Here is a 26162-nt window from a genome sequence, read left to right on the forward strand (position 1 = left end):
AAGATTCGGTGTCAGCCGAAAGTTTATGGAGCGCGGGCCATGCTCCTTCACGCTGCGTCCATGCCGAGCAACAGCCCCGCCCCGGCGGGCGGCCCACGCGACGCGGTGGACCCCCCGAGCGGCCCGACGGGCCCATCACCCCACCACCCGTCCGCAGCGAACGCCCACCCCACAGGAGCGGCGCCGTCCCCGGAGCGCGCCGACCCCATTGACCCGAACCCGTCGCCCGCGCTCCGGGCTCCGGCTTCCGTCCCGGACCCCGGTACACCCCGCGGCTACCGCGCCGTCTTTGCCGTACGGGAGTTCCGTGCCGTCTTCGCCGCACACCTGCTCTCCCTGCTCGGCGTCGTTGTCAGCGAGCTCGCGCTCACCGTCCTCGTCTACGACCTCACCGGCTCGCCCCTGCTCAGCGCCCTCACCTTCGCGCTCGGCTTCCTCCCCTACCTCGTCGGCGGCACGCTCTTCGCCGGGGTCGCCGACCGCTACCCCGCACGCCGGGTCCTGGTCACCTGCGATCTGATCTGCGCGGGCTGTGTCGCCGTCATGGTGCTGCCCGGCACCCCCGTCGGCGGGCTCCTCGCGCTGCGCTGTCTCGTCGCCTCCGTGTCGCCCGTCTTCACCGGGACGCGCATGGCCGCGCTCACCGACATCCTCGGCGAGGGCGACCTCTATGTACTGGGCCGCTCACTGCTGCGGATCGTCTCGCAGAGCGCTCTGCTGATCGGCTTCGGCGTGGGCGGTGCGCTGCTCGCCGCGGTGTCCGCGCGCGGGGCGATCACGATCACCGTCGGGACCTTCCTCTGCTCGGCGGTGCTGCTCCGCTTCGGGACCCGCGACCGGCCCGCGCGGAGCGGCGGCGACGGAGGCGGTGCCCTGCTCAAGGAGTCGCTCGCCGGAGCCCGGACCGTCCTCGCCGACCGCAGGATCCGCGCGCTGATGCTGCTCTTCTGGCTGCCGGCGATGTTCGTCGTGGCACCGGAGGCGCTCGCCGCACCGTACGCGGACGAGATCGGTGTCGGTCCGGCCGCGCTCGGACTCCTCATGTGCGCGATGCCGGTCGGTCACATCGGCGCCGAGCTGTACGTGGGCGCCGTGCTGGCCCCGCGCATCCGCTCCCGGATCGTGCTGCCGGTCGCCGCCGCCGGGCTGCTGCCGTTCCTGCTGTACGGGATCCGCCCCGGCATGGTCCCGACCCTGGTGGCGCTTGCGCTGGCCGGGGTGGGGGCGGCGTACATCATCGGCCTCGACCAGTGGTTCGTCGATGCCGTCCCGGAGGAGCTGCGGGGCCGGGCCATGACCCTGCTCACCGCTGGGCTGATGACGGTCCAGGGCATCGGCATGGCGCTGGCCGGGCTGGCCGCCGAATTCGTCCCCGTGCATCTGGTGGTCGCGGGGGCCGGGGCGATCGGTACGGTGTGCACGCTCCTGCTGGTCCGCGAGGTCAGGGCGACAGCGACCGCGCACGGTCCTCGGACCGAAGTTCGAGACGGGGCTGACCAGCATATGACCAGTGGGTAAGGTCGGTGCCGTGCCGAAGCCGCTCAGTCTCCCCTTCGATCCCATCGCCCGCGCCGACGAACTCTGGCAGCAGCGCTGGGGCCCGGTGCCCTCGATGGGGGCGATCACCTCGATCATGCGCGCGCAGCAGATCCTGCTCGCCGAGGTCGACGCGGTCGTCAAACCGTACGGCCTGACCTTCGCGCGGTACGAGGCGCTGGTGCTGCTCACCTTCTCCAGGGCCGGTGAGCTGCCGATGTCCAAGATCGGTGAGCGGCTCATGGTCCACCCCACCTCCGTCACGAACACGGTGGACCGGCTGGTGCGCTCCGGCCTGGTCGCCAAGCGCCCCAACCCGAACGACGGCCGCGGAACCCTCGCCTCCATCACCGACAGGGGCCGCGAGGTCGTCGAGGCCGCGACCAAGGACCTGGTCGACATGGAGTTCGGGCTAGGGGTGTACGACGCCGAGGAGTGCGCGGAGATCTTCGCCATGCTGCGGCCGTTGCGGATCGCGGCCAAGGATTTCGAAGAGGCATAGGACGACATTTCGAGGGCCCGGCCCGCTGCAAGATCGCCCCGGGCGTCCGGTTACGCTCGATGCCATGAAACGCAGTGTGCTGACCCGGTACCGGGTGATGGCCTACGTCACCGCAGTCATGTTGCTGGTGCTCTGCACCTGCATGGTCTTCAAGTACGGCTTCGAGATGGGCAAGGATCTGACGCTCGTCGTCTCCCAGATCCATGGCGTGCTCTACATCATCTACCTCATCTTCGCCTTCGACCTGGGCTCCAAGGCGAAGTGGCCGGTGGGCAAGCTGCTCTGGGTGCTGATCTCCGGCACCATCCCGACGGCCGCTTTCTTCGTCGAGCGCAAGGTCGTCCGCGAGGTCGAGCCGCTGGTCGCCGACGGTTCTCCGGCCGCCGTCAAGGTCTGAACCGCCAGGGCGAGCCCGGCCCGCCCCGCACCACCCGAACCGCCCCGTGCGAAGCACCGGGCGGTTTGCCATCGACATTTACTAGGACGTCCTAGTAAATTCGATGGTATGGACGCTGACGCGATCGAGGAAGGCCGCCGCCGCTGGCAGGCCCGTTACGACAAGGCCCGCAAGCGTGACGCGGACTTCACCACACTCTCCGGGGATCCTGTGGAACCCGCGTACGGCCCCCGCCCCGGGGACACGTACGAGGGATTCGAGCGGATCGGCTGGCCCGGCGAGTACCCCTTCACCCGGGGGCTGTACCCGACCGGCTACCGCGGCCGGACCTGGACCATCCGCCAGTTCGCCGGCTTCGGCAACGCCGAGCAGACCAACGAGCGCTACAAGATGATCCTCGCCGCGGGCGGCGGCGGGCTCAGCGTCGCCTTCGACATGCCGACACTGATGGGCCGCGATTCCGACGACCCCCGCTCGCTCGGCGAGGTCGGGCACTGCGGCGTGGCCATCGACTCCGCCGCCGACATGGAGATCCTCTTCAAGGACATCCCGCTCGGCGACGTCACGACATCCATGACGATCAGCGGACCCGCCGTCCCCGTCTTCTGCATGTATCTGGTCGCCGCCGAGCGTCAGGGCGTCGACCCGGGCGTGCTCAACGGCACGCTCCAGACCGACATCTTCAAGGAGTACATCGCGCAGAAGGAGTGGCTCTTCCAGCCCGAGCCCCATCTGCGCCTCATCGGCGACCTGATGGAGCACTGCGCCCGCGACATCCCCGCCTACAAGCCGCTCTCCGTCTCCGGCTACCACATCCGCGAGGCCGGGGCGACGGCCGCGCAGGAGCTCGCGTACACCCTCGCCGACGGCTTCGGTTACGTGGAGCTCGGCCTCTCCCGCGGGCTGGACGTCGACACCTTCGCGCCCGGTCTTTCCTTTTTCTTCGACGCGCACCTCGACTTCTTCGAAGAGATCGCCAAGTTCCGCGCGGCCCGCCGCATCTGGGCCCGCTGGATGAAGGAGACGTACGGCGCCAGGACCGACAAGGCGCAGTGGCTCCGCTTCCACACCCAGACCGCCGGTGTCTCGCTCACCGCCCAGCAGCCGTACAACAACGTCGTACGGACGGCGGTCGAGGCGCTCTCCGCGGTCCTCGGCGGCACCAACTCGCTGCACACCAACGCCCTCGACGAGACCCTCGCACTTCCCTCCGCGCAGGCCGCCGAGATCGCGCTGCGCACCCAACAGGTGCTGATGGAGGAGACCGGCGTCGCCAATGTGGCCGACCCGCTGGGCGGTTCCTGGTACGTCGAGCAGCTCACCGACCGGATCGAGGCCGAAGCCGAGAAGATCTTCGACCAGATCAAGGAACGCGGCACCCGGGCCCACCCGGACGGGCAGCACCCCATCGGGCCCATCACCTCCGGCATCCTGCGCGGCATCGAGGACGGCTGGTTCACCGGCGAGATCGCCGAGTCCGCCTTCCGGTACCAGCAGTCGCTGGAGAAGGGCGACAAGCGCGTCGTCGGCGTCAACGTCCACCACGGCTCGGTCACCGGCGACCTGGAGATCCTGCGGGTCAGCCACGAGGTCGAGCGCGAGCAGGTCCGGGTGCTCGGCAGCCGCAAGGACGCCCGCGACGATGCGCGGGTCAAGTCGGCGCTGGACGCGATGCTGGCCGCCGCCCGCGACGGCTCCAACATGATCGGGCCGATGCTCGACGCGGTACGGGCCGAGGCGACGCTCGGCGAGATCTGCGGGGTTCTGCGCGACGAGTGGGGTACCTACACGGAGCCGCCCGGCTTCTGACGGGCGCGGGGGAGGGCCCCGCCGCCCGGCGGGTCCCCGCCCTCGAACGTCAGCGTGAACAGCGCTCCGCCGCCCGGCGCCGCCCGTGCCGTCAGGTCCGCGCCATGAGCCCGGGCGATCTGCCGGGCCATGGCCAGCCCCAGTCCCGAGCCCGGCAGCGCACGGGCCGCGTCAGCGCGGTAGAAGCGGTCGAAGACGTACGGGAGGTCCGCCGCCGCGATCCCGGGACCGTGGTCGCGGACCGTCACCTCCAGCCCGTCCCCGAACGCGGTCAGACCGATCTCCACCGGGGCGCCCGGCGGGCTGAACTTGGCCGCGTTGTCCAGCAGATTGGTCAGCAGCCGACTCAGGCGGGCGGGCACGCCGGGCCGGGTCACCTCCGCCGCCGGGGGCGCGATCTCCAGCAGGAAGCGGGTCTCCGGCCAGTGTGCCCGGGCCGTGGTCACCGCATGCCCGGCCAGGTCCGCGATGCGTACCTCCTCCAGCAGCGGCAGCGGCTCCTCGTCCCTGGCCAGCTCGATCAGGTCGTTCACCAGGCCGGCCACCTCGCGGATCTGCCGGCCCAGCGCCCTTGCCGCCCGGTCGCGCTGTGCCGGCGTCAGCCGGTCGGCCCGGGCCAGCAGCTCCGCGTTGGTGCGCAGCGCGGTCAGCGGGGTCCGCAGCTCGTGCGAGGCGTCCGCGACCAGCCGGCGCTGGGCGGTCACCGACTGCTCCAGCTCACCGAGCATCGTATTGAAGCTGGCCGCCAGCCGGGTCACTTCGTCCTGGCGTCCCGGCGGCCCCGGCGGCAGCTCGATGCGGTGGCGCGGGTCCCGGGTGGCCGCGATCCGCTCGGCGGTCGAGGTGAGCCGGGCCACGGGCGCCAGGCCGGTGCGGGAGACCCCGTAGCCGAGCGCCGCCGCCAGCAGGACGCCCGCCCCGCCGACCGCCGCCAGCAGTACGGCAGCCTGCTGGACGCCCTTCTCCACCGGGTCCGAGCGCAGTGCCACCTGGAGCGCCCGCCCGTCACCGAAACGAGTCGTGAGCATCCGCAGGGGCTGCCCGAAGCGGGTGATATTGCTGAAGTACGGGGCCCGGTCGCCCGCCGCCACCTCTCGTACCGGAGCGGAGACCGGCAGCGGATACGCCTCGGCCGGGTCCGCCGCCGGGGCGGCCGGGACCACCTGCGCGCAAGCGGGCGCGGAGAGGTACCGGCACTGGCCGGCCAGTACCTGCGGGCCGCCGCCCCGGTTCTCCTGGATCAGCCTCGTCGCGGACTGCGTCAGATTCAGGTCCAGCTGGTGCAGCAACTCGTAGCGGATCACGAAGAAGGCGGCCGTGCACACCCCGACCGCGACCAGTGCCACCGCCGCCGAGGCCGCCAGCGCCAGCCGTGTACGCACCGGGCGCCGCCGTCGCCAGCGGGCGCCCAGCCGGCGCACCCCGCTCATGTCACGTCCAGCCGGTAGCCGAGACCGTGCACCGTGTGGACGAGCCGCGGTTCACCGCCCAGTTCCAGTTTGCGGCGCAGGTAACCCACGTACACCGCGAGCGAGTTGGAGTCCGGCCCGAAGTCCTGCCCCCAGACGCGCTCCAGGATCATCGCGCGGGGGAGCACCTGGCCCGGGTGGCGCAGGAGCAGTTCCAGCAGGGCGGCCTCGGTGCGGCTGAACTCCAGCGGGCGGCCCGCTCGTCGTCCCGTGCGGGCCACCGGATCCAGTGTCAGGTCCGCGAAGGACAGTTCCGCCCCGTCCGCCGCGGGCGGGGCGGCCCGCCGCAGCAGGGCCCTGACCCGGGCCACCAGTTCGTCCAGCGCGAACGGCTTCACCAGATAGTCGTCGGCGCCCGCGTCCAGGCCGTCGACGCGCTCGCTGACGGAGGCCAGGGCGGTGAGGACCAGGACCGGGGTCCTGTCCTCCATCGCGCGCAGCCGGCGGCACACCGCGAGCCCGTCCAGGACCGGCATCATCACGTCCAGGACCAGCGCGTCGGGCTGCCAGGACGCCACCGCCGAGAGCGCGGCCAGGCCGTCGCCGACCCCTCGTACCTCGTACCCCTCTACGCTCAGCCCGTCCTCGACGGCGGCCCGCACTTCCGGCTCGTCGTCGGCCACCAGAATCCTGTTCATACCCCGAAGAATGCCAAAGCGGACTCTTAGAACCTTCTTAAGCCGCTTTCCGAGAGTGGTGGCCATGCGCACACCACTCTCCGTCGTGATCGGTGCGGGCGGCACCGGCGGCCACATCTACCCAGGGCTCGCTCTCGCCGAGGCCCTGCGCCGCGCCGACCCGGACGCGGTCATCTCCTTCGTCGGGACCGAGCGGGGCCTGGAGACGACCCTGATCCCGGCGGCCGGATACCGGCTGCACACCGTCGACATGATCCCCTTCGACCCCGCGCTGGGAGCCAAGCGCTTCCTGCTCCCGGCCGCCCTCCTGCGCTCCGGCGCGCAGTGCCGGTCCATCCTGCGCACCCAGCGGGCCCAGGTCGTCGTCGGCATGGGCGGCTACCCGAGCGCCCCCGCCGTCCTCGGGGCCCGGATGGCCGGGCTGCCCAGCGTCATCCACGAGTCCAACGCCGTCCCCGGCCGCGCCAACCAGTTCGCTGCCCGGCTCACCGAACACCTCACGGTCGCCTTCGACGGCAGCCGCCCGCACCTGGCGGGCGGAGAGCGGGCCCGGACCGTCGGCATGCCGATCGCCGCCTCGCTGGCCGCCCTGGACCGCCCCGCGCTCCGCGACGAGGCCCGGGGCGCCTTCGGTATACCCGCCGGAGCCCGCGTCGTCCTCTTCAACGGCGGCAGCCTCGGCGCGGCCCGGCTCACCGCGGCCGCGGTCGGCCTCGCCGCCCGCTGGCGCGACCGCCGGGACGTCCACCTCCTGATCAAGACGGGTCCGGCGGCGCTCGCGGAGACCCGGCAGCGGCTCGCCGACGCGGGCGCGGGCCCGGTCGCGCAGGCCGTCCCTTACCTGGACCGGATGGACCTCGCCTACGCCGTGGCCGATCTGGTGGTCTGCCGGGCCGGGTCCGCCACGATCGCCGAACTCGCGACCACCGGGGTGCCCGCCGTCCTCGTGCCGTACCCGCACGCCCCCGGCGACCACCAGACCCACAACGCCCGGGTGCTGTCCGAGGTGGGTGCCGCATACCTCGTGCCGGACGCCGAAACCACCGCCGACCGGCTCGCCGCCGTCGTCGAGCCGCTGCTCACCGACCCGGGCAGGCTCGCCGCGATGGGCCGCGCCGCCGACTCCGGCAACCATGCGCGGGCTGCCGACCTGCTCGCTGCCACCGTCATCCGCCTCGCCACCGCCCAGTAACCCCGCCCACCGCAAAGGAATTCACCGCATGAGCACCGACCGCAACGGCCGCAGCATCGACTGGAAGGGCCGCACGGTCCTCGTCACCGGCGCCGAGGGCTTCATCGGCTCCACCCTCGTGGACCTGCTCGTCGAACGCGGCGCGCACGTCCGCGCGTTCGTCCACTACAAGCCGTACGCCGAGAAGGGGCACCTCGCCCGCTACCTCGACGACCCGCACAGCCCCGTCGAGATGATCGCCGGGGACATCGGTGACGCGGGCCGTGTGATGGACGCGGTCGCGGGCTGCGACACGGTCTTCCACCTCGCCGCGCTCATCGGCATCCCGTACAGCTACGACGCGCCGGCCGCGTACGTCCGCACGAACGTCGTCGGCACCGAGAACATCGCCGAGGCGTGCCGCCGCCACTCGGTGCGCCGCCTGCTGCACACCTCCACCAGCGAGGTGTACGGGAGCGCGCTGACCGCCCCGATCAGCGAGAATCACCCGCTCCAGCCGCAGTCCCCATACTCCGCCTCGAAGATCGGCGCCGACATGATGGCGCTCTCGCACTGGCACGCCTTCGAGCTTCCGGTGACCGTCGTCCGCCCGTTCAACACCTACGGCCCGCGCCAGTCCGCCCGAGCGGTGATCCCCACGATCCTGGCCCAACTGCACGCGGGCGCACGGGAGATCCGCCTCGGCTCACTGACCCCCACCCGGGACTTCACGTACGTCACCGACACCGCGGCCGGATTCCTGGCGCTGGCCGACTGCGACCGGGCCCTGGGCGAGAGCGTCAACCTCGGCACCGGCCGGGAGATTTCGGTCGGCGACCTGGCGAAAGCCCTGATCACCGCGTCCGGTCGGGACGCGGAGGTGGTGGTGGACCCGGCGCGGCTGCGGCCCTCCGGCAGCGAGGTCCAGCGGCTGCTGTCCGACAACACCCGGGCCCGTGAGTGGGCGGGCTGGCGGCCCGAAGTCTCCCTGGAGGAGGGCCTGGAGCGGACCTCCGCCTGGGTGGAGAAGCACCTCCACCTCTTCGCGCCGGGGCGCTATCAGGTCTGAGCCCCGGCCAGCCCGAGCAACAGCAGAGAGGTGAAGCTGCGCGCCCACTCGCCGTCCACCGGCTCGGCGCTGACCAGCGTCCGGTGCACCACGGCACCGGCGATCACATCGAAGATCAGGTCCGCGTTGTGGGCCGCCGTCTCGGCATCGTCCTCGTACGGCAGCTCGCCGCGGGCCTGGGCGCGTTCCCGGCCGAGGACGACCAGGCGCTTCTGCCGGTCCACGATGGCCGACCGGATCCGCAGCCGAAGCGAATCGTCCCGGGTGGACTCCGCGACCACCGCCATCAGTGCGGTCCGGGTCTCCGGCCGCTCCAGCAGCGCGGCGAACTGGAGCACGACGCCCTGCACATCGGCCGCCAGGCTGCCCCGGTCGTGGAGCTCCAGCTCGTCGAAGAGGACCGCGACCGCGTCGACGACCAGCTCGTTCTTGCCCGCCCAGCGCCGATAGAGGGTCGTCTTCGCGACCCCCGCCCGGGTCGCCACATCACCCATGGTCAGCTTCGACCAGCCCAGATCGACCAGGGACGCCCGGGTCGCTTCGAGGATCGCGGCATCGGCCGCGGTACTGCGCGGACGTCCTGTCCGGGAGGGGGTTTGGTCGCTGTGGCTCAGCATGCGGTGACCATACCGGTCAGTAGCAAGAACGGGACGGCCCCGGTGTCCGTGAGACAGATCACCGGGATCATCTGTTCGAGAGAGCCCATCGGCAGTTACGCTACGGGTCGTAGCGTAAGGAAGGCGGCCAGGGCGCCGCGTCTCGCGCCACGAACGAGCGACAGCCACAGGCGCCGGGTGGGGACCCGGAGCCGCAGCAGGCACTGGGCGGGGGTCCGGCTGCCGAACCGGGTCTTTCAGGGACCCACCGGGGTTTTTTCGACCCCTTCCGGGATCCTTCGCGGGGCCCGGGACCGTGTCTGTCCGCCCGCCCCGCACACCGGCCGGGGCCGCGGACCGATCCGGTTCCCGTCTCGCTTTCCGTATCGGCGCGCCAAGGGGGGAGGATGTACGTATGCAGCCTAGGAACATGTCCATGAGCGGCGTCGTCGACCTCGCCGCGGTGAAGGCGGCCGGCGAGGCCAAAGAGAAGGCGGAGCAGGCCCGTGCCGAGGCCGCCCGGCAGGGTGGTGGCGGTGCCGTGCCGCCGTCCGCCCTGGTGATCGATGTCGATGAGGCGGGCTTCGAGAACGACGTCCTCCAGCGCTCCGCCGAGGTCCCGGTCGTCATCGACTTCTGGGCCGAGTGGTGCGAGCCGTGCAAGCAGTTGGGGCCGCTCCTCGAGCGCCTGGCCCATGAGTACAACGGCCGCTTCGTGCTCGCCAAGGTCGATGTCGACGCCAACCAGATGCTGATGCAGCAGTTCGGCATCCAGGGCATCCCGGCGGTCTTCGCCGTCGTCGCCGGGCAGGCCCTCCCGCTCTTCCAGGGCGCGGCCCCAGAGGCCCAGATCCGGCAGACGCTCGACCAGTTGATCCAGGTCGGCGAGGAGCGGTTCGGGCTCACCGGAATCGTGGTCGACCAGGACGCGGCCGTCGCCGAGGGAGCCGGCGAGGCTCCTGCCGAGGAGCCTGCCGGTCCGTACGACGCCCTGCTCGAAGCGGCCGTACAGGCCCTGGATGCCAGCGACTTCGCCGGTGCCGTCCGGGCATACAAGAACGTCCTGTCCGACGACCCGGCCAACACGGAGGCCAAGCTCGGTCTCGCTCAGGCCGAACTGCTCGCCCGGGTAAAGGACATGGACCCGCAGCAGGTCCGCAAGGACGCGGCGGAGAACCCGGCCGATGTCACGACGCAGCTCGCGGCCGCCGATCTGGATCTGGTCGGTGGTCATGTCGAGGACGCCTTCGGGCGACTCGTCGAGACGGTGCGCCGTACTTTCGGCGACGACCGGGACACGGCGCGGCTGCGGCTGCTGGAGCTGTTCGAGGTGATCGGCCCCGACGATCCGCGGGTCGGCGCCGCGCGTACGGCGCTGGCGCGGGTCTTGTTCTGATGTGACAACGCGGCCGTGGCACCCCCGGGGTGCCACGGCCGTTTTCGCGAGCAGGCGATAAGAGACGGCCCCGCTTTACCAAATCTTGATAAAGGTACGGCCTGTTACTCGCAGTAAATCGCCCCCCGGGATCTGTCCGTATAAAGACCCCGATTTTCCCTTTCGTCCTTCCAGTCGATGCCACCCTGTGTGGCTGGGTGGTATCACCGGGTCGCGCATCGGTTATCGGGCCGTTACTAGCGAGTAACGAACCCCCTTGTGCCGCGGGCGGGAATGCACCACGATCGGCCAGGCTCGGTCCAATAACGCCAGCCCGGCTGCCAGTCGGCGCGGTGGCCCTGTTGGGTCCCCACCGAGTGGGTCGGCGGCAGTGGCGCCGACTCCGGACAGGGGGGTTCCTGCCGTCCGGCGGGGCCTGTCCGAACAGGTTGCGCGAATGCGTGGCCAGTGGTTGTCGCTCGGGGGTGATCGCCGGTGATTCGGACGCGGTTCCTGCCTCCGTACGCGGGCGCTCTCCTTTCCGAGGACGTAGCACTTCTCCCATCCCAGGACGGGCCCTCGCCCGTACCGGAGATGTACGTCCGAGAAGGAGGAAAATTTATGAGTTCCCAGGTTCGTGGTGGCACCAGATGGAAGCGTTTCGCTCTGGTCATGGTGCCGAGCGTGGCGGCGACAGCAGCGGTGGGCGTCGGCCTGGCGCAGGGTGCGCTCGCGGCTTCGTTCAGCGTGTCCGGCCAGGAGTTCAAGGTCAGTGCCGCCGAGCTCGAAGGCTACGACTTCGTTCAGTACGGCAGCGTGGCCACGGGCAAGACTCTCGACGGTAAGGACATGGCGGCCCCGGTGGCCGTGTCCGGCTTCCGTAAGGCCTACATCACCAAGATGTGCCAGTCGGTCGTCACGCCCAACCTGCCGTTGGGTCTCGGTAGTGTCACCTTGACCCTCACTGCGGGTGACCCGAGCAAGGGCGACAAGAAGGTCTACGCCAAGGACCTTTACCTCGATGTCTCCGAACTCGACGCCGACGCCGAGTTCAAGAACATCGACATCGGCGTCGCGGCCGGTTCTCTGCATAAGAAGGAGAGGCCGGGCTCCCCGGGCATCCAGCCCGGCACTCAGGCCAACGCGAACGGCTTCGCGCAGCGGGCCGAGAAAGCCGTGCTGAAGGGCGTGGAGCAGAAGGCGTGGGCCACGACGGCAGGCACCTTCAACCTCAGCGGACTGTCGCTCAAGCTCCACAAGGGCGTCCAGGAGTGCTACTAGGCGCTCGCCCGGGTGGCTGGGCATGTTCGGCGTGTGCCCGGCCACCCACCCTTCTTCTTCTCACAGCGGTACCGGTTCCAGGGAGCTGTTTTCCATGAGCCCCGAATCCACAGGGCAGAACGATCACTACCTCCGCGTCTTTCGGCGGCGCTTCCGCACCTGGCGGGGTAACCGGCCCTTCTGGGCGGGTCTGTTCACCATGGTGGGCGGAGTGCCCATCGCCTATTTCCCGTACGCCAACATGCACCTCGGCAATTTGACGCTGGCGATGTCGACCACGGCGGGCGCGGGGTCTCTCATCATCGGAGTCCTGCTGATCACGTTGGGTCTGACGATGTGGTTCCACCACATCGTCAGGGTGTTCGCCGGTGTCGCGGCCATTCTTCTTGCGCTGATCTCCATACCCGTCGCGAACATCGGCGGCTTCGTGATGGGCTTCCTGTTCGCCCTGCTCGGTGGGGCGCTCTCCGTCTCCTGGGCGCCGGGGGTACCGGCGACGGATGCCACTCCGCTCGGCGAGGAAAGGCCCGCGGACGCAGCGTTCGCGAAGAATGAGCCGGCGGATGAACTCCCGGAGGGCGCGCACTACGAGGCAGTCGCCCCGCAGCGGCAGCCCACTGAGCACGGCACGACAGCTGAGGCCGACGGCGGGAGGCATCGTGCGGGGTGATGACAGGCAGGCAACCAGCCTCGAAAACGAGGACCTCCGGACGAGAAGCGGACCGCGCCACGCGGCCCCCAGGAAGTCGTTGCTGACGAAGCTGCACATACCCGCCGGCAAGGCCTTCGCGCTCGCCGCGATGCCGACGGCCGTCTTCGTGGGCATGGGGCTCACCCCCAAGCTCGCATTGGCCGACGACAGCACGGACATACCCTTCGCGCCCGGCCCCTGCGTGACCCGTTCCGACGAGCCGAGCGAGTCGCCGTCCCCGTCCGCATCGGAGACGAAGTCGCCGTCCCCGTCCGCCACCGATTCCGGTGACAAGGACGACGCGGTCACACCGGAGCCCTCGGAGACCCCGTCCGCGAGCGACGCCACGAAGCCGGAGGCGAAGGCCGCCGACGCACCCGCCGCCGCTGCGCCGAGCGCCTCGCCCACACCCACGAAGTCGAGGAACCCGCTCGACCCGCTGGGCGTCGGTGACGCGCTGAAGGACCTCTTCGACGGACCGGACAAGGCGACGGCGAGCCCGTCCCCGAGCGCGAGCACCGCGTCCCCGAAGCCGTCGCAGAGCGACACCGCCGAGCCTGCGGAGAAGCCCGCGGAGAAGGCCACGGACGCCGCGAAGGAGACGGCCGACAAGACCGCCGCCGCCATCCGCGAGGCCGCTGACAAGGCCGGCAAGTCGGTCGAGGAGCTCGACGACAGTGCCAAGGGGCTCGACGCCAAGAAGGACGACGACATCCCGGACGGCGCCAAGCCGCGCTTCCCGTGTCCGACCGCCGACCCCGAGGCACTGGCCGCGGCCGACCTGGAAACGGGCGTCCCGCTGCTCCCCACCGACCCGTGGATCCTGCAGAGCTCGATGCTCACCCTCAACGGGCTCGACTACAAGGGCATTGTCGAGGTGAAGACGCAGGACGGCACCATCAAGAAGGTGCTGAAGTTCACCGCGAGCTCCATCGACATCAATGACCTCCACCAGCTGACGGTCGGCCCGGCCGGCACCACGGCCCACGTCCAGGCGCGGAAGGGCTCCAAGTCCACCATCCGCGACGGCACGGTGACGATGTACACGGAGGAGCTGAAGGGCAATCTCTTCGGCCTCTTCCCGGTCACGTTCAGCCCGCAGACACCGCCGCCGCTGAACGTCCCCTTCGCCGTCTTCACCAAGGTCAAGGTGACCCAGGCCGGCCAGTTCGGCGGCACGCTCACGGTGCCGGGGTTGCACAACTACTTCACCGGCGGCAACAGCTAGCCGACACCGGCCCGTTCGGGAGCCGCACAGAAGACTGTGGGCCGCACTCCGGAAGGAGTGCGGCCCACAGTCTTGCCGTACGGGTATCGGCCGCGTCAGTCGCGCGCCCCGCCACCCACATGGTGCACCCGCACCATGTTCGTCGTGCCCGGGATGCCGGGAGGCGAGCCGGCCGTGATGACCATCGTGTCGCCCTCGTTGTAGCGGTCCAGCTTCAGGAGTTCCCCGTCGACCAGGTCCACCATGGCGTCGGTGTTGTCCACATGCGGTACGACGTGGGCCTCGACGCCCCAGCTCAGGGCGAGCTGGTTGCGGGTGGACTCGTCCGTGGTGAAGGCCAGGATGGGCTGCGCCGCACGGTAGCGGGAGAGGCGACGGGCCGTGTCACCGGACTTGGTGAAGGCGACCAGTGCCTTGCCGTTCAGGAAGTCCGCGATCTCGCAGGCGGCACGGGCCACCGAACCGCCCTGGGTGCGGGGCTTCTTGCCCGGTACCAGCGGCTGCAGGCCCTTGGAGAGCAGCTCCTGCTCGGCGGCGACGACGATCTTCGACATCGTCTTGACCGTCTCGATCGGATACGCGCCCACGCTGGACTCGGCCGACAGCATGACCGCGTCCGCACCGTCCAGGATCGCGTTGGCGACGTCGGACGCCTCGGCGCGGGTCGGCCGCGAGTTGGTGATCATCGACTCCATCATCTGGGTCGCCACGATCACCGGTTTGGCGTTCCGCCGGCAGAGCTCCACCAGGCGCTTCTGCACCATCGGGACCTTCTCCAGGGGGTACTCGACGGCCAGGTCGCCGCGGGCGACCATCACACCGTCGAACGCCATGACGACGCCCTCCATGTGCTCGACGGCCTGCGGCTTCTCGACCTTGGCGATGACGGGGACCCGGCGGCCCTCCTCGTCCATCACCTTGTGGACGTCCTTGACGTCATTGGCGTCCCGTACGAAGGAGAGCGCCACCAGGTCGCAGCCCATCCGCAGGGCGAACCGCAGGTCCTCGACGTCCTTCTCGGACAGGGCCGGGACGTTGACCGCCGCGCCGGGCAGGTTGATGCCCTTGTGGTCGGAGATGACACCGCCCTCGATGACGATGGTCTTGACCCGGGGGCCCTCGACCGCGACGACCTTCAGCTCGACGTTGCCGTCGTTGATCAGGATCGGGTCGCCCTTGGCGACGTCGCCGGGCAGGCCCTTGTAGGTCGTGCCGCAGATCGACTTGTCGCCCGGGACATCCTCCGCGGTGATCGTGAACTCGTCCCCGCGGACCAGCTCGACGGGGCCCTCGGCGAACTTCGCCAGGCGGATCTTCGGGCCCTGGAGGTCGGCGAGCACGCCGACCGCACGGCCGGTCTCGGCGGCGGCCTTGCGGACCCGGTCGTAACGACCCTGGTGCTCCTCGTGGCTGCCGTGACTGAAGTTGAAGCGGGCCACGCTCATGCCGGCCTCGATCAGAGCGACGAGCTGCTCATGGGAGTCGACGGCGGGACCGAGTGTGCAGACGATTTTGGAACGGCGCATGAGGCGGATCCTATCGGTTTGTTTCGCTGCGGAATATTCCGTCTGGTGGAAGGTACAAAGGGGCGCGGGGGTGCTCAGTTGTGGGCCTGCCCGACGAGTGCGAAGGTCTGGACGGCGATCTCCAGTTCCTCGTCCGTCGGCACCACGGCGACCGCGACCCGTGCGTGGTCCGGCGAGATCAGCCGCGGTGCGCCGGACCGTACGGCGTTCAGATCCGCGTCCACCGCCAGGCCGAACCCCTCAAGACCGGCGATCGCAGCCTCCCGTACGGGTGCCGAGTTCTCCCCGACCCCCGCCGTGAACACCACGGCATCCACCCGCCCGAGGACCGCCGAATAGGCGCCGATGTACTTCTTCAGCCGGTGCACATAGATGTCGAACGCCAGCGCCGCACGCTCGTCGCCCTCGTCGATCCGGCGCCGGATCTCCCGCATGTCGTTGTCGCCGCAGAGCCCGACCAGACCGCTCTTCTTGTTGAGCAGTACGTCGATCTCGTCCGTGGACATCCCCGCCACCCGCTTCAGGTGGAAGGTGACGGCCGGATCGATGTCGCCGGAACGTGTGCCCATCACCAGCCCCTCCAGCGGGGTCAGCCCCATCGAGGTCTCCACGCACCGGCCGCCCGCCACCGCCGACGCCGAGGCGCCGTTGCCCAGGTGCAGCACGATGACATTGACCTCCTCGGGGGTGCGTCCCAGCAGTTCGGCGGCCTTGCGGGAGACGTACGCGTGCGAGGTGCCGTGGAAGCCGTAGCGCCGGATGCGGTGCGCGTCGGCGGTCTCCGTATCGATCGCGTACCGCGCCGCGTACTCCGGCATCGTCGTGTGGAACGCCGTGTCGAAGACCGCCACCTGCGGAAGGTCCGGGCGCAGGGCCTGGGCGGTACGGATGCCGACGATGTTCGCCGGATTGTGCAGCGGGGCCACCGGGACCAGGCGCTCGATCTCCTTCAGCACCTCGTCGTCGATCACCACGGGCTCGGTGAACCGCAGCCCTCCGTGCACCACCCGGTGGCCGACCGCCGCCAGCGCGGGGGAGTCCAGACCGAGACCGTCGGCCGCCAGTTCCTCGGCCGCCGCCTTGAGGGCGGCCTCGTGGTCGGCGATCGGGCCGATGCGCTCACGCGGCTCGGCGCCTCTGCCGGCCAGCGGGGTGTGCACCAGCCGGGAGGTCTCCTCGCCGATCCGCTCGACCAGTCCGGCCGCCAGCCGGGAGCGGTCGCTCATGTCCAGGAGCTGGTACTTCACCGACGAGGAGCCGGAGTTGAGAACGAGTACGCGATTCGCGGCCACGGTGGAAGAGCCCTCTGCGGTCGGGGTGGTCATGCGGTTCGCTCCTCGCCCTGTGCCTGGATCGCCGTGATGGCCACGGTAGTGACGATGTCCTGGACGAGTGCGCCCCGGGACAGGTCGTTGACGGGCTTCCGCAGCCCCTGGAGCACCGGTCCGACGGCCACGGCGCCCGCCGAGCGCTGCACGGCCTTGTAGGTGTTGTTGCCGGTGTTCAGGTCCGGGAAGATCAGCACCGTCGCCTGACCCGCCACCTCGGAGCCGGGCAGCTTCATCGCGGCGACGCTCGGCTCCACCGCGGCGTCGTACTGGATCGGACCCTCGATCCTCAAGTCCGGCCGGCTCTCGCGCACCCGGTCCGTCGCCTCGCGCACCTTGTCGACATCGGCGCCCGAACCCGAGGTGCCCGTCGAGTACGACAGCATCGCGATCCGCGGCTCCACGCCGAAGCGGGCGGCGGTCGCGGCCGACTGCACCGCGATGTCCGCGAGCTGCTCCGCGTCCGGGTCCGGATTGACCGCGCAGTCGCCGTACACCAGGACCTTGTCGGCGAGGCACATGAAGAAGACGGAGGACACGATCGAGGCGTCCGGCTTCGTCTTGATGATCTCGAACGCGGGGCGGATCGTCGCCGCGGTGGAGTGCACGGCCCCGGAGACCATGCCGTCCGCGAGCCCCTCCTGGACCATCAGGGTGCCGAAGTAGTTGACGTCCGCGACGACGTCGTACGCCAGCTCCACCGTGACCCCGCGGTGCGCGCGCACCTGTGCGTACCGCTCGGCGAACGCCTGGCGCAGCTGTGAGCTCTGCGGGTCGATGAGCTGCGTACCGGCGAGATCGATGCCGAGGTCGGCGGCCTTCTTGCGGATGACGTCGACGTCGCCGAGGAGCGTGAGGTCGCAGACATCGCGGCGCAGCAGTACGTCCGCGGCGCGCAGCACCCGTTCCTCGGTGCCCTCCGGCAGGACGACCCGCCGCCGGTCGGCGCGGGCCTGCTCCAGCAGCTCGTGCTCGAACATCATCGGGGTGACGCGGCTGCTGCGGGCCACCGAGATCCGTTCCAGCAGGGCGCCGGTGTCCACATGGCGCTCGAAGAGGCCCAGTGCGGTCTCCGCCTTGCGGGGCGTCGCCGCGTTCAACTTGCCTTCCAGTGCGAAGAGTTCACCAGCGGTGGGGAAGGAGCCGCCGGCCACGGAGACGACCGGGGTACCCGGTGCGAGTCTCGCGGCCAGCCTGAGTATCTCCTCGCCGGGGCGTTCGTTCAGGGTCAGCAGCACACCCGCGATGGGCGGCGTCCCGGCGCTGTGCGCGGCCAGCGAGCCGACCACCAGATCCGCCCGGTCCCCGGGCGTGACCACCAGGCAGCCCGGCGTCAGCGCCTTCAGCATGTTCGGCAGCATCGCACCGCCGAAGACGAAGTCCAGCGCGTCCCTGGCCAGCCCGGAGTCGTCGCCGAGCAGCACCGTGCCGCCGAGCGCCGCGGTGATCTGGGCGACGGTCGGCGCGGAGAGCGCCGCATCGTCCGGCAGGACCGAACAGGGGACGGGCAGCCGGGCCGCCAGCCGTTCCGCGATGACATCGCGGTCCTCGGCCGCCACCCGGTTCACGATCATCGCGAGGACATCGCAGCCCAGGCCGGCGTACGCCCGGTAGGCGTTGTGGGTCTCGGCCCGTACGGAATCCGCCGGCTGGCCCTTCCCGCCGACCACCGCGATGACCGAGGCGCCGAACTCATTGGCGAGGCGGGCGTTGAGCGCCAGCTCGTCGGGGAGCTGGGTGGCGGCGAAGTCGGTGCCGAGGACCAGCACCACCTCGTACTTCCGGGCCACCTGATGGAAGCGTTCTACGAGCCGGGAGACAAGTTCGTCCGTACCCTGCTCCGCCTGGAGCGCGGACGCCTCGTGATAGTCCAGGCCGTAGACCGACGCGGGGTCCTGGGAGAGCCGGTAGCGGGCACGCAGCAGCTCGAACAGCCGGTCGGGTCCGTCGTGGACGAGCGGCCGGAACACCCCGACCCGGTCCACCTGACGCGTCAGGAGCTCCATGACACCCAGATCGACGACCTGGCGGCCGTCTCCCCGGTCGATCCCGGTCACGTACACGCTGCGCGTCACGCGTGCTCTCCCGTCCATTTTTGCGGTTTGGGATGGTATTGCCATGTTGACGATACCTGTGGGGGCCAAGGCGCCGCCCGCGGGGCGAATGCTCCTCCGCGAAGGCCCGTAGGACCCCCGCCCGTCCGGCCGGACCGCCGCCCGAGTCACTGCCGCATCCGGCGGAACACCCGTGCGGGAATCCCCGGAGCGGCCGAGAGCGCGAGGTCCAGACCTGACGTGGGACAATCGTTGTGGCTCACGGTACGGGGGATTCTGTAGTCGCCCCCGAAATGCACGGCACTAGCGAGCAGGAGATACAGCACGATGCGCATCGGAGTTCTCACCGCAGGCGGCGATTGTCCAGGCCTGAACGCAGTGATCCGCTCGGTCGTGCACCGTGCCGTGGTGGGTCACGGCGATGAAGTCATCGGCTTCGAGGACGGGTTCAAGGGACTCCTCGACGGTCACTTCCGCCCCCTCGATCTCAACGCGGTCAGCGGCATCCTCGCCCATGGCGGCACCATTCTCGGCTCGGCCCGGCTGGAGCGCGACCGGCTGCGCGAGGCCGCCGAGAACTGCGCCGAACTGAGCCGCCGTTACGGCATGGACGCCCTCATCCCGATCGGCGGCGAAGGCACCCTCACGGCCGCGCGGATGCTGTCGGACGCCGGAATGCCCGTCGTCGGCGTCCCCAAGACCATCGACAACGACATCTCCGCCACCGACCGCACCTTCGGCTTCGACACCGCGGTGGGCGTCGCCACCGAGGCCATAGACCGCCTCAAGACCACCGCCGAATCGCACCAGCGGGTCATGGTCGTCGAGGTGATGGGCCGCCACGCCGGCTGGATCGCGCTGGAGTCCGGAATGGCGGGCGGCGCGCACGGCATCTGTCTTCCCGAGCGCCGCTTCCAGGTCGAGGACCTGGTCAAGATGGTCGAAGAACGCTTCGCACGGGGCAAGAAGTTCGCGGTCATCTGCGTCGCCGAGGGTGCGCACCCGGCCGAGGGCTCCATGCCGTACGCCAAGGGCGAGATCGACCAGTACGGCCACGAGCGGTTCCAGGGCATCGGCAACCGGCTGGCCATCGAGCTGGAGACCCGGCTCGGCAAGGAGGCGCGGCCGGTCATTCTCGGCCACGTGCAGCGCGGTGGCACGCCGACCGCGTACGACCGGGTGCTCGCCACCCGCTTCGGCTGGCACGCGGTGGAGGCCGCGCACCGGGGCGACTTCGGCCGGATGACGGCGCTGCGTGGCAATGACATCAAGATGGTTCCGCTCGCCGACGCCATCACCCAGCTCAAGACGGTGCCGGCGGACCGGATGGACGAGGCCGAGTCGGTCTTCTGACCCCGGACGCGCGCGGCAGCGTCGCAAGCAGTGGCCGGCGGCCCTGACTGTCCCCCCGTGGACGGTCAGGGCCGCTTGCCGTTCCCCCGGCCCTCGGGGCCGTTCCGGAAGGTCAGGGCCGGACGGGCCGTGGTGCCGGAATCCACTCCTGAGCCGGCGGCCCGGATCAAGGGGGTGGCCGGCTCAGATGCTCGTCCCCTGCACCCCCGCCGTCCGCCAGAACCGTTCCACGATCTTCGCCAGGAACTCCCGCCCCGCATCGCCCGTCGACCCGGCCCGCTCCGCACCCGTGCTGCTCCAGCTCAGCGTCGACACCATCAGCGCCTGGTAGTCGGCGTGCAGCTGTTCCAGTACGTCCTGCAGGAACCCGCGCTCCAGCAACGCCAGCTTCGCCACCGGCCGGACATGGGCCTGCCAGCGCGTCGTCACCGCACTGCGCAACAGCTCCGCCAGCTCCTCGTCCCGGCCCGACACCGTCACGACCCCGGCGGCCGTCAGCCCCAGTACCTCGCTGAGCACCGCGGACTGGCGTTCGTTGCCGCGCCAGCGCCCCGCCTCCTCCATCCGCAGATACGCGGAGGCGGTCAGCCCCAGCAGACGCGCCAGCTCATCGACGGCCAGCTCCCGGGCCACCCGGTGCTCCCGCAGGGTGCGCGCGGCGGTCAGCAGCTCGCCCGGCGAGCACCACAACACCCCGGCCAGCGCCGTGAGTTCGTACTCGCTCGGGACAGCGAGCCCGCGCTCCCAGGCGGCCACCGTCTCGGCGCTGATACGGAGCCCGTACTGGGCTCCGAGACCATAGGCGACATGGCCTGGAAGCATCCCCAGGGCCTCGCGGAGTCGACGTGCGGCGGGGGCGTTGAAGGGCGGGGAGGGGTGCACGGCCCCACCGTAGGAGTCGATACGCCCTCTGACTACGGTGTGTTCCACCGATATCACGGCTCGTAGGAACGTCCTAGCGTGGTGGAAATGTTCGGGGTTGACCAGACCGGACGCCTTCCTCCCTCGCGACGAAGAATCGTGCGGTTCTCCGGGAACTCCCACGAAGTAGCCAGCGTCTCCAGTGATCATGAGGGAACACGTTGAAGCACTGAGTGGTACCGGGGTGGCCCTGGCCGGTGGATTCGTCGGACTGCTGGGATGGGCCGCGGATGCCGAACTCCGGGCGCGCGCCGGATTCGAAGCAGGACCGGACTGGAGCGTGCTGTATGCGGAGCTTCCGCTGACCGTTCTCATCGGAGTGGTAGCCGCTTTGTCAGCGTGGTTGCTGCCCCGGCGATGGATGATCGGGCCGTCCGTTGCCGTGTACGCAGGCCGCGTCGCGCTCGTCGCCATAGTGCTGGCCGGATTCTGGCTGGCCGTCCAGGGCTGGTACGCAGGACTGCCCGAGTCAGTGCCGGACCACAAGCCCTAGAACGGTGGAACGCCATCACCCGAGATCGGCACAGGCGTGCACTCACTCTCGTGCAGATGGCTCTTTGGCCGCTGGTACACCCGCCGCGCACCAAGCGGTCCCCCGTGCGCTCCCCGCCGTAGACTTATCAAGGAGCTTGAGCCTTGCCAGACGTCCAGGTCGGGCGGGCCCCGCGAGATTGACGCCGCCAAGGGCGGCGGGATTGGACTCGCCCACGGCTCCAGCCATCGCGTGCTCTCTCCAATGAGCGGAACCCTCTGCTTCGCTTTGTGAGCGGTGGAATCCCCTCAGGAAGGACGTGGGCCAGATGAGCCACCTTGTGAGCCAGGTGCCCATCAGTGACATCACACTGGCCGCTTCGGATGTGCGCTGGATTTTCCCCGTCGGTATAGCAGTGGTCGTAGTCGCTGTTCTGCTCGGCCTCCTCTGGTGGGACGCGCGCCGTCGGTCTCGGGCACGACAGCAGGCACCACGGGCCGAGCCTTCCTCCCGAAGCAGTGAAAACTTGAGGGCTGCAGATGATTTCGGGGAAGGTCTCAGCCCGTATGAGATCAACCGGCCCTCTTCGCCCAGGGACGTACCCAAGGATGACAACGGTGGGGCTTTTGGCAGCGGAGGACCCGGCGGCTGACGGATCGGTGACATCGGCGGCGCTTGCCGAGATCACCGCGCGGCCGAGATCTACTTTCGATACACGCCCCAGGCCGTGCGGGGTCAGCGCCTCTGGGCCACCCACCGGTAGTGCAGCTCCGGGCGCCCGATCTGACCGTACTGCGGGCTGCGCACCGCGCGCCCCACGGTCACCAGATGTTCCAGATAGCGGCGCGCGGTGATCCGCGAGATGCCCAGCTCCACCCCGGCCGCGCCCGCCGTCACTCCGTCCGGGGCGGCCCGCAGGACACGGGTGACCGCCTCCAGCGTCGGACCGCTCAGCCCCTTCGGCAGCCGGGTCGGCTGTGGCGCGCGCAGTGCGCCGAGCGCCCGGTCCACCTCGTCCTGACCGCTCGCCTCACCGGCTGCCGCGCGGAACTCGGCGTAGCGGACGAGCCGGTCGCGCAGGGTGGCGAAGGTGAACGGCTTCAGCACGTACTGGACGACACCGAGCGACACCCCTTCCCGGACCACCGTCAGATCACGTGCCGACGTCACCGCGATGACATCCGCCGAATGCCCGGCCGCGCGCAGCGAGCGCAGCAGCTGCAGACCGTGCCCGTCGGGCAGATACAGATCCAGGAGCAGCAGATCGACCGGCGTACGGTCCAGCGCCCGCACCGCCTCCGCACGCGAGTGCGCGACCGCGGCCACCGTGAATCCGGGGACGCGGTCCACGTACAGCTGATGGGCGTCCGCGGCGACGGGATCGTCCTCGACGACCAGCACCTGGATCATGCGGTGGCCTCCTTCGTGGTGTGCGTCGTGCGGTTGCCGACGGCCAGCGGCAGCCGCACCGTGAACTGCGCACCGCCCTCCGGGCCGCGGTCCAGCGCCACCGTGCCGGCGTTGCGATGCACCGCCTGCTGTACGAGGGCCAGCCCGATCCCCCGGCCCGCGCCGTGCGTCGACCAGCCCCGGTCGAACACCTCGTCGGCGTCGTCCGGATCGATCCCGGCCCCGGTGTCGGCGACCCGCAGCAGCAGCTCACCCTCCCCGGCGAGCGCGGTGACGGTGACCCGGGCACGGGCGGCCCTCCCCGGCACCGCTTGCCGCCGGCCGGGCACGGCTCCGGGACCGGGCGTACCGGTCACCGCCTCCGACGCCGCGTCCACCGCGTTGTCGATCAGATTGCCGAGGATCGTCACCAGATCCCGTGGCGGCAGGGTCGCGGGCAGGGCGCCGTCGTCGATCAGGCTGTCGTCCGCGAGCACCAGCTCCACCCCCCGTTCGTTCGCCTGCGCCGCCTTGCCGAGCAGCAGTGCCGCCAGCACCGGTTCGGCGACGGCGCCCACCACCCGGTCGGTGAGGGCCTGGGCCAGCTCCAGTTCGGCGGTCGCGAAACCCACCGCCTCCTCGGCCCGGCCCAGTTCGATCAGCGAGACGACCGTGTGCAGCCGGTTCGCCGCCTCGTGCGCCTGCGAACGCAACGCCTGGGTGAACCCCCGCTCCGAGTCCAACTCGCCGGACAGCGACTGAAGTTCCGTGTGGTCGCGCAGCGTCACGACCGTGCCGCGCTGCTCGCCGCCCACCACGGGGCGGGTGTTGACCACGATCACCCGGTCCGCCGTCAGATGCAGCTCGTCGACCCGCTCCTCGGAGGCGAGCAGCGCACCGGTCAGCGGCGCCGGCAGATCGAGGTCGGCGACCCTGCGTCCGACCGCACCCGGTTCCAGCCCGAGGAGCTCCCGGCCCGCGTCGTTGATCAGCGCGATCCTGCGCTGCCCGTCGAGCATCAGCAGCCCCTCGCGCACCGCGTGCAGCGTGGCCTGGTGGTAGTCGTGCATCCGGCTCAGCTCGGCGGCGTTCATGCCGTGCGTGTGCCGCCTCAGCCGGGCGTTGATCACATACGTGCCGATGCCGCCGAGCGCCAGCGCCCCGCCCGCCGCCAGCCCCAGCGCCCCGAGCTGCGCCCGCACCTGCGAGGAGACGCGCTCGACCGTGATACCCGCGCTGACCAGACCGGTGATCCTGCCGCCGTCCCGGATCGGGGTGACGACCCGGATCGACGGGCCGAGCGTGCCGGTGTACGTCTCCGCGAACGTCTCGCCGCGCAGCGCCCGCGCGGTGTGGCCGAGGAAGGGCTCCCCGATCTGGTCCGCGTCGGGGTGCGTCCAGCGGATCCGGTCCGGGCTCATGATCGTGACGAAGGCGATCCCGGTGTCCTTGCGGACCTTCTCCGCGTACGGCTGGAGCACGGCGGACGGGTCCGGGGTACGGATCGCCGCCCGTACGGACGGCGAGTCGGCGATCGCCAGCGCCGCCGTCCTGACCTGCCGGGTCGCGGTCTCCTTCGCCTGTGCGCTGCCGGAGACGTAGGCGAAGAACGCACACCCCGCCACCACGGCCGCCACCAGCACGACCTGCATGGCGAAGAGCTGGCCGGCCAGGCTGCGAGGGCGGGTACGGGGGCGGGGGAGACGCATGACCCCAGTCTGCCTGGCCGAAAACATATGAACGAAATGCACGTAACGGTGACCACCGTCACAGGGGAGCGGGATAGTCACCAAGCCCCCCAGGGACGGGGGAGCGACCAGGACGAGCCGAGGAGAAGCCCCGTGGAAGTGGCAGCCGCCAAGCGGGACCGTACGCATTATCTGTATCTCGCCGTGATCGCGGCTGTGGGTCTCGGCATCCTCGTGGGCTTCGCGGCCCCGGACGTTGCCGTCGAGCTCAAGCCGATCGGTACCGGCTTCGTGAACCTCATCAAGATGATGATCTCGCCCATCATCTTCTGCACGATCGTGCTGGGCGTCGGCTCGGTCCGCAAGGCCGCCAAGGTCGGCGCGGTCGGCGGTCTCGCCCTCGGCTATTTCCTGGTGATGTCGACCGTGGCACTCGCCATCGGTCTGCTCGTCGGCAACATCCTGGAGCCCGGCCAGGGCCTCCACCTCACCGAAGCGGTGCGCGCCGCCGGTGAGAAGCAGGCGGCGGGCGCCAGCGAGTCCACGGTGGACTTCCTGCTCGGCATCATCCCGACGACGATGGTCTCCGCCTTCACCGAGGGCGAGGTGCTGCAGACCCTGCTCATCGCCCTGCTCGCGGGATTCGCACTCCAGGCCATGGGCTCGGCGGGCGAACCGGTCCTGCGCGGCATCGGCCACATCCAGCGCCTCGTCTTCCGCATCCTCGCCATGATCATGTGGGCGGCCCCGGTCGGCGCGTTCGGCGCGATGGCGGCGGTGGTCGGTGAGACCGGCGTAGACGCCCTGAAGTCCCTCGCGATCATCATGGTCGGCTTCTACGTCACCTGCGCGATCTTCGTCTTCGTGGTGCTCGGCACCATCCTGCGACTGGTCGCCGGGGTCAATCTGCTGGCTCTGCTGAAGTATCTGGGCCGCGAGTTCCTGCTGATCCTCTCCACCTCCTCGTCGGAGTCCGCCCTGCCGCGGCTCATCGCGAAGATGGAGCACCTGGGGGTCAGCAGGCCGGTCGTCGGCATCACCGTGCCGACCGGCTACTCCTTCAACCTCGACGGCACCGCGATCTACCTCACGATGTCCTCGCTCTTCATCGCCAACGCGATGGGCGACCCGCTGAGCGCGAGTGAGCAGATCTCGCTCCTGCTCTTCATGATCGTCGCCTCGAAGGGCGCGGCCGGAGTCACCGGCGCGGGCCTCGCCACCCTCGCGGGCGGCCTCCAGTCGCACCGCCCCGGACTGGTCGACGGCGTCGGACTGATCGTCGGCATCGACCGCTTCATGAGCGAGGCCCGCGCCATGACGAACTTCGCGGGCAACGCGGTGGCCACCGTCCTGGTCGGCACCTGGACCAAGGAGATCGACAAGGAGCGGGTGGACCAGGTCCTGTCCGGTGCGCTCCCGTGGAACGAGCAGATGCTCAGCCAGGACGCCGTGCACGGCGACGGCACAGGCGTTCCGGAGCCGCGGGACGGCGACCAGGAGCACGCCGTGGCCAAGGCCTAGACACCGAACACCCAGCACAGCGGCAGGGGGGGGGGGGGGGGGGGGGGGGAGGGGGGTTGTTGTTTTTTTTTGGTTCGCCTCAAGGGGTCTGGTGTGAGGAAAACGAAGACGGGGGGGGGGGTGAGCAAGGGGGGGGAACAAAAACGCT

General features: G+C 70.3%; 22 protein-coding genes. 13 read left to right on the top strand and 9 right to left on the bottom strand.

All coding sequences use genetic code 11. The features are described from left to right. Window positions 1-60: 60 nt before the first annotated feature. From ACZ7IB_RS05430 to ACZ7IB_RS05445, 4 genes are all read left to right on the top strand, one after another. On the top strand, window positions 61-1518 hold the full coding sequence (locus tag ACZ7IB_RS05430; protein ID WP_470909334.1) for an MFS transporter: 1458 nt from the start codon (window positions 61-63) through the stop codon (window positions 1516-1518). Window positions 1519-1528: 10 nt separating this feature from the next. After that, window positions 1529-2038, top strand: coding sequence for a MarR family winged helix-turn-helix transcriptional regulator (locus ACZ7IB_RS05435; RefSeq protein ID WP_470909336.1), 510 nt, complete (start codon window positions 1529-1531; stop codon window positions 2036-2038). A 64-nt stretch (window positions 2039-2102) separates the two neighbouring features. Beyond that, on the top strand, window positions 2103-2435 hold the full coding sequence (locus ACZ7IB_RS05440) for a DUF3817 domain-containing protein (RefSeq protein WP_470909338.1): 333 nt from the start codon (window positions 2103-2105) through the stop codon (window positions 2433-2435). Between the two features lie 108 nt (window positions 2436-2543). Beyond that, on the top strand, window positions 2544-4244 hold the full coding sequence (locus tag ACZ7IB_RS05445; RefSeq protein WP_470909340.1) for an acyl-CoA mutase large subunit family protein: 1701 nt from the start codon (window positions 2544-2546) through the stop codon (window positions 4242-4244). Here ACZ7IB_RS05445 and ACZ7IB_RS05450 read toward each other — a convergent pair. Both ACZ7IB_RS05450 and ACZ7IB_RS05455 read right to left on the bottom strand, forming a co-directional pair. After that, entirely contained in the window at window positions 4220-5674 is a 1455-nt protein-coding gene (locus ACZ7IB_RS05450) for a sensor histidine kinase (protein WP_470909341.1), read from the bottom strand. The genes ACZ7IB_RS05445 and ACZ7IB_RS05450 overlap by 25 nt on opposite strands. Next, the gene (locus ACZ7IB_RS05455) at window positions 5671-6351 is read right to left on the bottom strand and encodes a response regulator transcription factor (RefSeq protein WP_470909343.1); all 681 of its coding nucleotides are present in this window, start codon (window positions 6349-6351) and stop codon (window positions 5671-5673) included. The genes ACZ7IB_RS05450 and ACZ7IB_RS05455 overlap by 4 nt, the downstream gene beginning before the upstream one ends. A 64-nt stretch (window positions 6352-6415) precedes the next feature. On the opposite strand from ACZ7IB_RS05455, the gene ACZ7IB_RS05460 reads away from it, so the two are divergent. Beyond that, window positions 6416-7543 (top strand): UDP-N-acetylglucosamine--N-acetylmuramyl-(pentapeptide) pyrophosphoryl-undecaprenol N-acetylglucosamine transferase, encoded by a 1128-nt coding sequence (locus ACZ7IB_RS05460; RefSeq protein ID WP_266426637.1) that lies wholly within the window; start codon window positions 6416-6418, stop codon window positions 7541-7543. Window positions 7544-7571: 28 nt separating this feature from the next. After that, a complete protein-coding gene (locus ACZ7IB_RS05465) occupies window positions 7572-8591 on the top strand; it encodes a GDP-mannose 4,6-dehydratase (protein WP_470909345.1) in 1020 nt (339 codons plus the stop codon). Here the strand turns inward: ACZ7IB_RS05465 and ACZ7IB_RS05470 are convergent. Then, window positions 8582-9208 (bottom strand): TetR/AcrR family transcriptional regulator, encoded by a 627-nt coding sequence (locus tag ACZ7IB_RS05470; protein ID WP_470909347.1) that lies wholly within the window; start codon window positions 9206-9208, stop codon window positions 8582-8584. The two genes, ACZ7IB_RS05465 and ACZ7IB_RS05470, sit on opposite strands and share 10 nt — an antisense overlap. Before the next feature lie 394 nt (window positions 9209-9602). On the opposite strand from ACZ7IB_RS05470, the gene ACZ7IB_RS05475 reads away from it, so the two are divergent. From ACZ7IB_RS05475 to ACZ7IB_RS05490, 4 genes are all read left to right on the top strand, one after another. Beyond that, entirely contained in the window at window positions 9603-10583 is a 981-nt protein-coding gene (locus tag ACZ7IB_RS05475; protein WP_470909349.1) for a tetratricopeptide repeat protein, read from the top strand. Window positions 10584-11183: 600 nt separating this feature from the next. Beyond that, window positions 11184-11843 (top strand): DUF6230 family protein, encoded by a 660-nt coding sequence (locus ACZ7IB_RS05480; protein ID WP_470909351.1) that lies wholly within the window; start codon window positions 11184-11186, stop codon window positions 11841-11843. 94 nt (window positions 11844-11937) lie between these two features. Beyond that, entirely contained in the window at window positions 11938-12513 is a 576-nt protein-coding gene (locus ACZ7IB_RS05485; protein WP_470909352.1) for a DUF6114 domain-containing protein, read from the top strand. Continuing rightward, the gene (locus ACZ7IB_RS05490; RefSeq protein WP_470909354.1) at window positions 12503-13762 is read left to right on the top strand and encodes a hypothetical protein; all 1260 of its coding nucleotides are present in this window, start codon (window positions 12503-12505) and stop codon (window positions 13760-13762) included. The genes ACZ7IB_RS05485 and ACZ7IB_RS05490 overlap by 11 nt, the downstream gene beginning before the upstream one ends. Before the next feature lie 95 nt (window positions 13763-13857). Here ACZ7IB_RS05490 and pyk read toward each other — a convergent pair whose 3' ends face one another. The 3 genes from pyk to pta all read right to left on the bottom strand — a co-directional run bounded on the left by pyk (window position 13858) and on the right by pta (window position 18691). Next, window positions 13858-15288, bottom strand: coding sequence for a pyruvate kinase (pyk, locus tag ACZ7IB_RS05495; protein ID WP_470909356.1), 1431 nt, complete (start codon window positions 15286-15288; stop codon window positions 13858-13860). A 74-nt stretch (window positions 15289-15362) separates the two neighbouring features. Next, window positions 15363-16613, bottom strand: coding sequence for an acetate kinase (locus ACZ7IB_RS05500; RefSeq protein ID WP_470909358.1), 1251 nt, complete (start codon window positions 16611-16613; stop codon window positions 15363-15365). Further along, on the bottom strand, window positions 16610-18691 hold the full coding sequence (pta, locus tag ACZ7IB_RS05505; RefSeq protein WP_470909360.1) for a phosphate acetyltransferase: 2082 nt from the start codon (window positions 18689-18691) through the stop codon (window positions 16610-16612). The genes ACZ7IB_RS05500 and pta overlap by 4 nt, the downstream gene beginning before the upstream one ends. 306 nt (window positions 18692-18997) lie before the next feature. Here pta and ACZ7IB_RS05510 point away from each other — a divergent pair, with 306 nt between their 5' ends. After that, a complete protein-coding gene (locus ACZ7IB_RS05510) occupies window positions 18998-20023 on the top strand; it encodes an ATP-dependent 6-phosphofructokinase (protein ID WP_093897439.1) in 1026 nt (341 codons plus the stop codon). 183 nt (window positions 20024-20206) lie between these two features. On the opposite strand, the gene ACZ7IB_RS05515 is transcribed toward ACZ7IB_RS05510, so the two are convergent. Continuing rightward, window positions 20207-20845, bottom strand: a complete 639-nt coding sequence (locus ACZ7IB_RS05515) for an XRE family transcriptional regulator (RefSeq protein ID WP_470909535.1) — start codon at window positions 20843-20845, stop codon at window positions 20207-20209. A 247-nt stretch (window positions 20846-21092) separates the two neighbouring features. Here ACZ7IB_RS05515 and ACZ7IB_RS05520 point away from each other — a divergent pair, with 247 nt between their 5' ends. Next, window positions 21093-21437, top strand: a complete 345-nt coding sequence (locus ACZ7IB_RS05520) for a hypothetical protein (RefSeq protein WP_470909362.1) — start codon at window positions 21093-21095, stop codon at window positions 21435-21437. Window positions 21438-22151: 714 nt separating this feature from the next. Here the strand turns inward: ACZ7IB_RS05520 and ACZ7IB_RS05525 are convergent. Then, entirely contained in the window at window positions 22152-22826 is a 675-nt protein-coding gene (locus ACZ7IB_RS05525; RefSeq protein ID WP_470909364.1) for a response regulator, read from the bottom strand. Continuing rightward, on the bottom strand, window positions 22823-24514 hold the full coding sequence (locus tag ACZ7IB_RS05530; RefSeq protein ID WP_470909366.1) for a sensor histidine kinase: 1692 nt from the start codon (window positions 24512-24514) through the stop codon (window positions 22823-22825). Before ACZ7IB_RS05530 ends, ACZ7IB_RS05525 begins: the two co-directional genes overlap by 4 nt. Before the next feature lie 132 nt (window positions 24515-24646). Here ACZ7IB_RS05530 and ACZ7IB_RS05535 point away from each other — a divergent pair, with 132 nt between their 5' ends. Further along, complete coding sequence (locus tag ACZ7IB_RS05535) at window positions 24647-26014, top strand: cation:dicarboxylate symporter family transporter (protein WP_470909367.1); 1368 nt, start codon at window positions 24647-24649, stop codon at window positions 26012-26014. The last annotated feature ends 148 nt before the right edge of the window (window positions 26015-26162 follow it).

The organism is Streptomyces sp. NPDC037301 (assembly GCF_055602785.1).

What these genes read in the sequence shown, in the direction of transcription:
- ACZ7IB_RS05480 (WP_470909351.1), top strand. Translation starts at nt 11,184, where the DNA reads ATGAGTTCCCAGGTTCGTGGTGGCACCAGATGGAAGCGTTTCGCTCTG.
- ACZ7IB_RS05525 (WP_470909364.1), bottom strand. Translation starts at nt 22,826, where the DNA reads ATGATCCAGGTGCTGGTCGTCGAGGACGATCCCGTCGCCGCGGACGCC.
- ACZ7IB_RS05455 (WP_470909343.1), bottom strand. Translation starts at nt 6,351, where the DNA reads ATGAACAGGATTCTGGTGGCCGACGACGAGCCGGAAGTGCGGGCCGCC.
- ACZ7IB_RS05430 (WP_470909334.1), top strand. Translation starts at nt 61, where the DNA reads ATGCCGAGCAACAGCCCCGCCCCGGCGGGCGGCCCACGCGACGCGGTG.
- ACZ7IB_RS05450 (WP_470909341.1), bottom strand. Translation starts at nt 5,674, where the DNA reads ATGAGCGGGGTGCGCCGGCTGGGCGCCCGCTGGCGACGGCGGCGCCCG.
- ACZ7IB_RS05445 (WP_470909340.1), top strand. Translation starts at nt 2,544, where the DNA reads ATGGACGCTGACGCGATCGAGGAAGGCCGCCGCCGCTGGCAGGCCCGT.
- pyk (WP_470909356.1), bottom strand. Translation starts at nt 15,288, where the DNA reads ATGCGCCGTTCCAAAATCGTCTGCACACTCGGTCCCGCCGTCGACTCC.
- ACZ7IB_RS05520 (WP_470909362.1), top strand. Translation starts at nt 21,093, where the DNA reads ATGAGGGAACACGTTGAAGCACTGAGTGGTACCGGGGTGGCCCTGGCC.
- ACZ7IB_RS05475 (WP_470909349.1), top strand. Translation starts at nt 9,603, where the DNA reads ATGCAGCCTAGGAACATGTCCATGAGCGGCGTCGTCGACCTCGCCGCG.
- ACZ7IB_RS05500 (WP_470909358.1), bottom strand. Translation starts at nt 16,613, where the DNA reads ATGACCACCCCGACCGCAGAGGGCTCTTCCACCGTGGCCGCGAATCGC.
- ACZ7IB_RS05465 (WP_470909345.1), top strand. Translation starts at nt 7,572, where the DNA reads ATGAGCACCGACCGCAACGGCCGCAGCATCGACTGGAAGGGCCGCACG.
- ACZ7IB_RS05515 (WP_470909535.1), bottom strand. Translation starts at nt 20,845, where the DNA reads ATGCTTCCAGGCCATGTCGCCTATGGTCTCGGAGCCCAGTACGGGCTC.
- ACZ7IB_RS05460 (WP_266426637.1), top strand. Translation starts at nt 6,416, where the DNA reads ATGCGCACACCACTCTCCGTCGTGATCGGTGCGGGCGGCACCGGCGGC.
- ACZ7IB_RS05510 (WP_093897439.1), top strand. Translation starts at nt 18,998, where the DNA reads ATGCGCATCGGAGTTCTCACCGCAGGCGGCGATTGTCCAGGCCTGAAC.
- ACZ7IB_RS05440 (WP_470909338.1), top strand. Translation starts at nt 2,103, where the DNA reads ATGAAACGCAGTGTGCTGACCCGGTACCGGGTGATGGCCTACGTCACC.
- ACZ7IB_RS05485 (WP_470909352.1), top strand. Translation starts at nt 11,938, where the DNA reads ATGAGCCCCGAATCCACAGGGCAGAACGATCACTACCTCCGCGTCTTT.
- ACZ7IB_RS05530 (WP_470909366.1), bottom strand. Translation starts at nt 24,514, where the DNA reads ATGCGTCTCCCCCGCCCCCGTACCCGCCCTCGCAGCCTGGCCGGCCAG.
- ACZ7IB_RS05470 (WP_470909347.1), bottom strand. Translation starts at nt 9,208, where the DNA reads ATGCTGAGCCACAGCGACCAAACCCCCTCCCGGACAGGACGTCCGCGC.